Origin of the sequence: Sulfurovum sp. bin170 (assembly GCF_010892395.1) — a bacterium.
Taxonomy (GTDB): Bacteria; Campylobacterota; Campylobacteria; order Campylobacterales; family Sulfurovaceae; genus UBA1140.
This window is the reverse complement of record NZ_JAACKB010000182.1, coordinates 1-8,525: the sequence shown is the minus strand read 5'-3', so window position 1 is coordinate 8,525 and position 8,525 is coordinate 1. Positions and strand designations below refer to the sequence as shown.

Below are 8,525 nucleotides of genomic sequence, written 5' to 3'. Positions count from 1 at the left end.
CCCAAAATTAATTTCAAAAAGATTGGAATCGATGGCTTTAGCCTCGCTATATTCGGGACTAAAGTCTCCGATTCCGAATGAATATAATATTGGTCACCTCCTGAAGTTGAAAAATGTACCTATTCTAAGCGACATCTATCATATTAAAATTTTCAACAGGAACGATAATCCTATCTCTTACAGCTTTACCATTTTGAACAGCAACAAACTCTTTTTCAATCTGCTTTAACACCTTTGCTTCAAAATATTTCTCACCACAATATTCACACTGTAAAGATGGAAGATTATGAAAAATCATATAGTTTCCATTATGTTTATATGTATATTCTGTCAACGCACTTTTAATATTTCTGTTTCCACAAAAACTACAACTCTCCATTATCTCGTTTTCCTCTCATTGGAAAAAGATTCTAACTTCTCTATCTCCTCTTTAGATAAGCCAGTACTTTGTATAATCATCTCTATATCAAGTTTAGCCAATAGAAGATTTTTAGCTATATTCTCTATTCTCTTTCTACCCTCCACTCTCTCTTGTTCAACTCCTCGTTCTATCCCCTGCTCAATCCCCTCTTTCACACCCTCCATCTTACCAACGCCATAACTAGAAAAAATCATACTAGCCTCATAGTGCAGATTGCTCTGATACTTGCTATAAGCTATCCTATCTTCCTCTTTTAGATTTAAAACAGAAAACTCTTTTTTTGCTTTTTTAAGCCCCTTAGCTGTAAAGCTATCTTTTATCTTGGCATTTTTGAGAAAATATATCCACTCATCAAGACTATCTTTTGCATTGTTATCAAATCTATTAACTTTTAAAATATAGTACTCTGGAAATATACTCTCTATATTTTCAATTTTTAACATCTCTTTTTGATTGGGTGATAGCTCCAACTTATCATTTGAGTGGAAACCTCTGAAATTTGTGGTTCCTTTGTAGATGTAATCCTCTCCTCTACCCAAATCAAAATAGACAATATTAATAGATATAACTTTTACTGTCTCTTTAACTGTCTCTTTATAGGCTTTTCCTTTATCTAAATGTTCAACGATTACTTTTGAGGTCTCAAAAAGTATTCTATGAAAATAATCAATCTCACTAGCAAATTGTATCTCTATGATTATTATCTCTTTTTTACTGTTGATAACTTTGAGGTCAACTCTATTTAGCTTCTGTTTTTCATTATCTTTATTACCCTCACTCTCTAGGACTTGGAGAATTTTTATATCATCAAAGAGCAGTTCAGAGAGGAAGCCCTCTAATATATCAAAGTTTGCTTTGCTTCGTAAGAGTCGTTTTATTGCCCAATCAAAGCTTATTAGTTCTCTCTCCATCTCTTAGCCTTTTTATTGTTTTTTGTTAGATTGATTATACTATTTAAGGACTTAGGGTTCTCTTTGCTTCAAAATATCTCTCACTTCAAACGATAATTCAACAAATTAGGATTTCTCTGTAATAACTCCAACAGTATCATAGTAGAACCACTAGGATTTCGTTGACCTTGTTCCCACTGTCTTATGGATGAGATGCTTACATTTAAAAGTTTTGCAAATACTGATTGACTCACTTGCATAAGTGAACGGATATTTTTGATTTCTGTAGCAGTTACTCTACTATTTGGTATCTCAACACCCAACTTATCTAGCTCTTTTTTGGTAAAAGATACTTTTAGTCCTGCATCCATCATATCTGTTACTGTTGTACCTATTGCTTCTTGTATAGAGTCTCTCATTTGTCACCTCCCAATGGTATAAATACTCCCTGTTCAATTGCCATATCCAAGTCGTCATTGCTTTGGTTCAAAATATCTTTTGATAGAGTCTTAAATGCTAGAAGTTCTGACTTAGATAGGTTCTCTTGCTCTTTTTTTGCAAAACCATAAACTACTACAGCTCTATCATCTTCTCTATAGACAATAATAGTACGAAAACCTCCACTCTTACCAGAGTTTTGGGAAGAGACTCTTACTTTATAGAGTCCCCCACCTAGATTAGAGCTAGAGAGACCATCTTTTAGGTCATCAATAGCTAATATAAGCTTCTCATCAACTACTTTGTATTTTTTTGCCCATTTTGCAACCCACTTGGTTTTTAATTTGTTCATTGGTTATTGTATCACATTGTGGTACGGTTGTCAAGATGTATCTATCAACTTTCAGAAGCCTCTATTAGAGAAGCTTGATTTGGCTTTGAAAAATAGTCTGCATATGAGCAGAAGTGCTTTTTTTAGCAGAGTGTTCATAGGAGTTTGGGGTACATTATAGACTTAGGAGTCTGATTCGAATGGCACCAACTTAAGCAAAATCACTTCTTCTTAACCCATTCAAATCATTCACTCCTGCCGTTCAATTATATAAACTTAATGTGTTATAATTGAAACAGATAATAAAAAGAGGTAAACCTATGACCATACAGATAGATAACCCAGAGATAAAAGATTTTACGCTCTCTCAAAATACAAAAATCATGGATGCTCTGATAGCTTCGACGGTGATTATGTACAATATGGATTTATATACTTTTAATAAGAAAAATTTTAAGTATTTGAAGCAGGTTAGGTTGGTGGGGTGAACTCTCGAAAAGTTTAAAAGAGCCGCAACATAGCGTATAGTATCTTGTTATTTGTAATCTTGATTAATACTAACACCATAAAATAAGATATAATATCAAGATAAAAAGGTCACTCATGAAAAAAATAATTTATGGTATAAGCAATTTTAAAATGGCAAAAGAGGATAATTATCTCTATATTGATAAAACCAAACATATAGAGACTTTAGAAAAATTAAATGAAAAATATCTTATCTTTCTACGCCCAAGACGCTTTGGAAAGTCTCTGTTCCTCTCTACTCTACAATATTATTATGATGAAAATTCAGCTCATGAGTTTGAGGCTATATTTCATGATACCTATATTGGGCAGAACCCAACTCCTCTAAAAAGTAGTTATAAAATTCTATTTTTTGAGTTTAGTGGAATCAATACAGATAGTGGGATGGAGATTATCTATGAGGGGTTTAAGGATAATATTAAATCAGCCATCTATCGGTATTTTTCTAATTATGGTTATGCTATCAGTAGAGAGAGTCTTAATAGCATAAAAACACCTACAGGACTGCTAAAATACTTTTTTGATATAGTAGAAGATGATAAAATATATCTACTTATAGATGAATATGACCAGTTTGCCAATGCAATATTGGCTTATAGTATGCAAGATTTTCTAAAAACAGTTAGCAAAGGTGGATTTGTACGGAGTTTTTATGAAGTGATAAAAGGGGCGACACAGACAGGGACAGTTCAAAAAATGTTTATTACAGGGGTTACACCAATCACGCTTGATAGTTTGAGTAGTGGGTTTAATATTGTCTCTAATATCTCACATGATGAAGCATTTAATGCTATGGCAGGATTTACACAAAAAGAGACAGAGTATTCGTTGGAAGAGAGTATTTTTAAAGAGTGTGATTTAGATAAAAAAGAGGAGATATTAGAGAAGATAAAAATATGGTATAACGGTTATATTTTTAATATTAAAGCCCAAGAGAGGATTTATAACTCTACTCTATTAAACTATTTTATCTCAAAATTTGATTATAAACGCTGTATCATGCCTATAAAAATGCTAGATGTCAATGTGGCAAGTGACTACAGAGCGATAATGAAGCTTTTTAATATAGGTGATAGTGATAGAAATTATAAAATATTAGAAGAGTTAATACAAAATAACTCTATTACAGGAGAGATAAAAGATAGATATGACCTAAACAGAGAGTTTAGTAGAGATGATTTTATAACACTTATCTACTCTATGGGGTTTATCACTATAAAAGAGGAGCTTTTTGGAGAGAAATATAAGTTTAAAATACCAAACTATGTTATAAAAATACTCTATTTTAACTACTTTGCTGTTGAGTTAAAAAGAAGAAATAATCTAAAAATAGATGAAGATATAGGCACGATATTAACCGATTTGGCATTAGGAGATATTGAACCATTTGACAATCAACTTAGTGTTGTTATAAAAGTCCTTGCAAATCGTGACCATATGGGACTTGAAGAGAAACATTTTCAAGTAATTACTCTATCACTTCTATCTTTTGCAAGTTTTTATTTTATAGAGTCACAACCTGAAAAGAATAACAAATATCCTGATATTCTGCTCATTGGACGAGATGAGAAAGTGCCAAATAACTATATGTTTGAACTTAAATGGATTAAACAAAAAGATGATTATAAACAGATGAAGAAAGAGGGGATTGAACAGGTTGAGGGGTATTTGAAGCTTGATAAAGTTAAAAATATTCCTAAACTTAGAAGCTTTTTGTTGATGGGGTCAAAAGATGGGGTGGAGTTTTTGGAGATTAACTAATCTATAATCACCAAACTGATAAAATAACAATCTAAAACAGACTATCAAGGTAACGAGTGGAACAAGCATCAAAAATATTAAATACCAAGGGAAAACTCCTAAGCGAAATCTACTTCGACCTACAACGCCACTTTGAAGCCAAATATGGTAAAGATACTCTAATACTCATCGAGATAGGAAGTTTCTTTGAACTCTATGAGGTCAATAATAATGAGATGAAGATTGGAAAAGCAAAAGAGATAGCTGAATTTCTTAATATTCAGTTAACGCGAAAAAACAAAGCCATCTTGGAAAACTCTGTCAAAAATCCTCTTCTTGCAGGGGTTCCTACTGTCTCAATAGAGAGATATATAGCTAGACTTATCGGAGCTAAGAAATATACTATTGTTATAGTCAAACAGAAAGGTGTTCCACCAAAAATAAAAAGATATATCTCTAATATCATCTCCCCAGGGACTAACTTTGAGTACCAAACAGAGGCAGGTGAGAATAATATCGTCTCTATTATTATAGATGAGAATCAAGGTATCTACTCTGTTGGCTACTCTGCCATTGATGTTACTACAGGCAAGACCATTGCCAATGAGATGCACTCAACTCGGGATGATAAGACCTATGCACTTGATGAGCTATTTAATCTTTTGCAGACCTACAATACGGCAGAGGTGATAGTAACATTGGAAAACTCTAATATAGATAGAGAGTGGCTCACATCCTACCTCGAACTTGGACTTTTTCACACCTCTTTTAATAAACGACGATGCAGGATAAACTACCAAAATGAACTATTTACAAGAGTCTATCAGATAAACTCATTTCTCTCGGCTATTGAGTATCTTGACCTAGAGCGACACCCCTATACCACAGAGGCTTTGGCGATACTTATTGAATTTATTATAGAGCATGATGAGCTGATTATAGAGAAGATGAATCGTCCTATCTTTTTGGGAATGAGCAGGTATCTCTATCTTGGGAACAATGCACTAGAGCAACTTGGCGTTATCTCTCGTGACCGTTCAGAGCTTACGCTACTTGACCTGATAGACAAAACAGCAACAGCATTTGGAAAACGACTGCTAAAAGAGCGACTGCTCTCTCCCATTGTGGATAGAGATATACTAGAGAGACGATATGACCTATCTGAAAAACTTATGGAGTATAGTAATCAGTATGATACTCATCTCAAAAATATCTATGACCTTGAACGGATTACAAGACGGATTAAACTTCAAAAACTTCACCCTGTAGAGCTTACCTATATCATGTCATCGCTTGATGCTATAGCAAAACTACTAAAAGATGCGACTCAAAATGAGATAGAGTATGACAGTAGTCTAAAAGATAAAGTTGAAGAGTTTAGAAAATATCTACTGGATACATTTAAGCTCGATACATGTGCAAAATTTCGTATAGACCAGATAAGCAGTAATATATTTAGAGATGGTATCTACCCTATGATAGATAGTATATTGCAAAGACAAGATATAGAGATGAGAAAACTAGAGCAGGTCTCGGCTCATATAGATAATCTATTTGACAAAGAGAAGTTTTCAAACAGTTCAAAAAAATTTATCGCCTATATTGGCTACTTGGAGAGTGAAGGGTACAGCGTAAATCTAACTAAAAATAGGTTTAAAACTATAGAAAAAGAGCTCAAAGAGTCTTTTGTAACCATAGATGGGGAGCATCACTTTTTCAAAGATTTTCACTATAAACATCTAAAAAACTTGGTAAAACTAAACTCACCTCTATTTGAAAAGATAACCCAAAATTATGAAACCAACCAAGTCCAACTGGTCTCTTTGGTAAAAGAGCGATATATATGGAGTCAAAATGAGATAGAGAAGCGATTCTCTCATCTGCTAGATGAACTGATACTCTTTATCGCCAATATTGATGTCGCCATCTCCAATGCCAAATGTACTAAGCAGATGAATCTAAGCCGTCCTATAATATCAGATAATACAAATGCTTATGAGGTGATAGGTCTACGACACCCAATTATAGAGGCAAATGAACAGAGTGGAATCTATATCCCCAATGATATATATCTAGGAAGTGGAACGGAAACCAAACACAACCACATCACACTCAATGCTAGTAATGGAGATAGAGTAAATGGTGTTCTGCTCTATGGAATCAACTCATCTGGTAAATCCTCACTCATGAAAAGTATCGGTCTATCGGTCATTATGGCACAAGCAGGTTTTTTTGTTCCTGCTGTTGAGCTAAAATTTGGGATGTATGATAAACTATTTACTAGAATCGTCTCAAAAGATAACCTCTACAAAGGTCTCTCAACATTCTCTGTAGAGATGATGGAGCTAAAAAATATCTTTAATCGTGCCAGTGATAAAAGCTTAATCTTGGGTGATGAGATTTCACAAGGCACAGAGACAGAGTCAGGACTGGCTATTGTAGCAGGAGCTATCTTGAAACTCTTGGAGCTAAAATCAACATTTATCTTTGCAACCCATCTACACCAACTCAAAAATGTAGAAGAGCTTCAAAAGATTTCATCTCTTATCTTCCTACACTTGGGTGTAAAATATGATGAGCAAAATGATACCCTCATCTATAACCGTCAACTCCAACTAGGTATGGGAAGTTCACTCTATGGCTTGGAGTTTGCAAAATCTCTACATATGGATGAGACTTTTCTAAAAAATGCCTACACTATTCGTGAAAAAATACTAGGTCAAGGCTCTGAACTCAAAAAACTAACAACCAAAAAGAGAAGTAGATACAACAAAAACCTCTTTATAACCAAGTGTGCCTTATGTGAAGAGTGTGTAGAGGATGTGCATCATATTATACCCCAACAACTAGCAGACAGTGATGGAAACATAGGTGCTGTAAATAAAAATCATAAGTACAATCTCATACCTCTATGTAAAAAACATCACAATATGGTACATAAGGGAAAGATAATTATCACTGGGTTTATGATGTCGTTACAAGGATTAAAATTACATTACGAAGAGAGATAAGTAGGTTCGATGAAATCGAACAACAACTAGCAATAGTTTTGACGGTGTTTTCAGGGAAAACACCCTACCGATGCCCCTCCTCCTTGACAAACTTATATTTAAACTGTAAAATTAGGTAATACAAAAGTAATACCAAGGGGTAATAATGCATACTATCACACTAAAATCAGACAGTGACTTTTTTATAATGTTAAATGAAATGGTCAAATCTCTCAATACAACAAGAAGTGATTTAATCAGAAGAGCTGTAGTCCACTATAGAGATACACTAGAGAGAGAAAAGTTAAAGATACAGATAAAAAAAGCCTCTATGAGAACTAGAGATGAGTCTCTAAAAGTATCAAAGGAGTTTGACACGATAATATATGATGGTCTAAAAGATGTTTAAAAAAGGGGAAATCTACTTAGCAAGATTAAATCCAAGAAAAGGCAATGAAGTTGGCAAGATACGACCAGTTTTTATATATCAAACGGATATGTTAAACGATATAGAACATCCAACCACTATTGTTTTACCACTATCCACCTATCTCACAGATGAAGCCTATCCATTGCGTTATAGAGTAAGTAGTAGGGATGGTTTAGAGCAAGATTCTGATATTTTATGTGATCAAATCAGAGCTATTGATAATCAGAGGATTATCTCTGATAAGTTGGCAAAATTGTCTTGGCAAGAAGTTTTTGAGATTGATGAACAAATTAAGATTGTACTAGGATTGGAATAGTGTGAAGAGGTAGGCAAAGATACTTTGTATTTGTGACACGACCCATTATTCTATATTGATAAACAAAGCCGACTCTTCAATTATTATACCCCAAAAGTCAAAACAATTCAGCATTTATTAGATATACTAAAAAAATAGATAAATAAAGGAGAGAAGCAGTGACTACTCTAAATATAGGTGATATAATCATAGAAAACCCTCGATTAGCAAAAAATATCAAAGCTTACTCTGTGGAAGATGTAAAATCTTTATTTATAGATTTTTTAAATAGAGAGTTCTCAACAATTCAAAATAGAGTTAAAAAAAAGAGTAAATGGGGTGAATTTACAGATAAAATAAGTGGTTCTTTTACTCCTGAGATGGTTGAGAATCTAAAAAAAGGCAGAGAAGAGGCAAGAGAAAACTTTTTACCTCGTAGCCAAATTTTGAAATAGTATTATG

Annotated in this window: 10 protein-coding genes; 6 read left to right on the top strand and 4 right to left on the bottom strand. The window is 33.6% G+C overall.

The window, feature by feature from the left end; all coding sequences use genetic code 11:
• Nucleotides 1-124 precede the first annotated feature (124 nt).
• The 4 genes from GSY74_RS04330 to GSY74_RS04315 form a co-directional block, all read right to left on the bottom strand.
• On the bottom strand, nt 125-379 hold the full coding sequence (locus tag GSY74_RS04330) for a type II toxin-antitoxin system MqsA family antitoxin (protein ID WP_164663881.1): 255 nt from the start codon (nt 377-379) through the stop codon (nt 125-127).
• Complete coding sequence (locus GSY74_RS04325) at nt 379-1,332, bottom strand: Rpn family recombination-promoting nuclease/putative transposase (protein WP_164663880.1); 954 nt, start codon at nt 1,330-1,332, stop codon at nt 379-381. Before GSY74_RS04325 ends, GSY74_RS04330 begins: the two co-directional genes overlap by 1 nt.
• A gap of 80 nt (nt 1,333-1,412) precedes the next feature.
• The gene (locus tag GSY74_RS04320) at nt 1,413-1,730 is read right to left on the bottom strand and encodes a DNA-binding transcriptional regulator (protein WP_164663879.1); all 318 of its coding nucleotides are present in this window, start codon (nt 1,728-1,730) and stop codon (nt 1,413-1,415) included.
• Nucleotides 1,727-2,101: a type II toxin-antitoxin system RelE/ParE family toxin gene (locus tag GSY74_RS04315; protein WP_164663878.1), complete on the bottom strand. Its 375-nt coding sequence runs from the start codon at nt 2,099-2,101 to the stop codon at nt 1,727-1,729. Before GSY74_RS04315 ends, GSY74_RS04320 begins: the two co-directional genes overlap by 4 nt.
• A 269-nt stretch (nt 2,102-2,370) precedes the next feature.
• On the opposite strand from GSY74_RS04315, the gene GSY74_RS04310 reads away from it, so the two are divergent.
• From GSY74_RS04310 to GSY74_RS04285, 6 genes are all read left to right on the top strand, one after another.
• Entirely contained in the window at nt 2,371-2,568 is a 198-nt protein-coding gene (locus GSY74_RS04310; RefSeq protein ID WP_164663877.1) for a type II toxin-antitoxin system VapC family toxin, read from the top strand.
• Nucleotides 2,569-2,683: 115 nt separating this feature from the next.
• Nucleotides 2,684-4,369, top strand: a complete 1,686-nt coding sequence (locus tag GSY74_RS04305; protein WP_164663876.1) for an AAA family ATPase — start codon at nt 2,684-2,686, stop codon at nt 4,367-4,369.
• 56 nt (nt 4,370-4,425) lie between these two features.
• On the top strand, nt 4,426-7,359 hold the full coding sequence (locus tag GSY74_RS04300) for a DNA mismatch repair protein (protein ID WP_164663875.1): 2,934 nt from the start codon (nt 4,426-4,428) through the stop codon (nt 7,357-7,359).
• A 145-nt stretch (nt 7,360-7,504) separates the two neighbouring features.
• The gene (locus GSY74_RS04295; RefSeq protein WP_164663874.1) at nt 7,505-7,747 is read left to right on the top strand and encodes a DNA-binding protein; all 243 of its coding nucleotides are present in this window, start codon (nt 7,505-7,507) and stop codon (nt 7,745-7,747) included.
• A complete protein-coding gene (locus GSY74_RS04290) occupies nt 7,740-8,084 on the top strand; it encodes a type II toxin-antitoxin system PemK/MazF family toxin (RefSeq protein ID WP_164663873.1) in 345 nt (114 codons plus the stop codon). Before GSY74_RS04295 ends, GSY74_RS04290 begins: the two co-directional genes overlap by 8 nt.
• Before the next feature lie 158 nt (nt 8,085-8,242).
• Nucleotides 8,243-8,518, top strand: coding sequence for a hypothetical protein (locus GSY74_RS04285; protein WP_164663872.1), 276 nt, complete (start codon nt 8,243-8,245; stop codon nt 8,516-8,518).
• Nucleotides 8,519-8,525 lie beyond the last annotated feature (7 nt).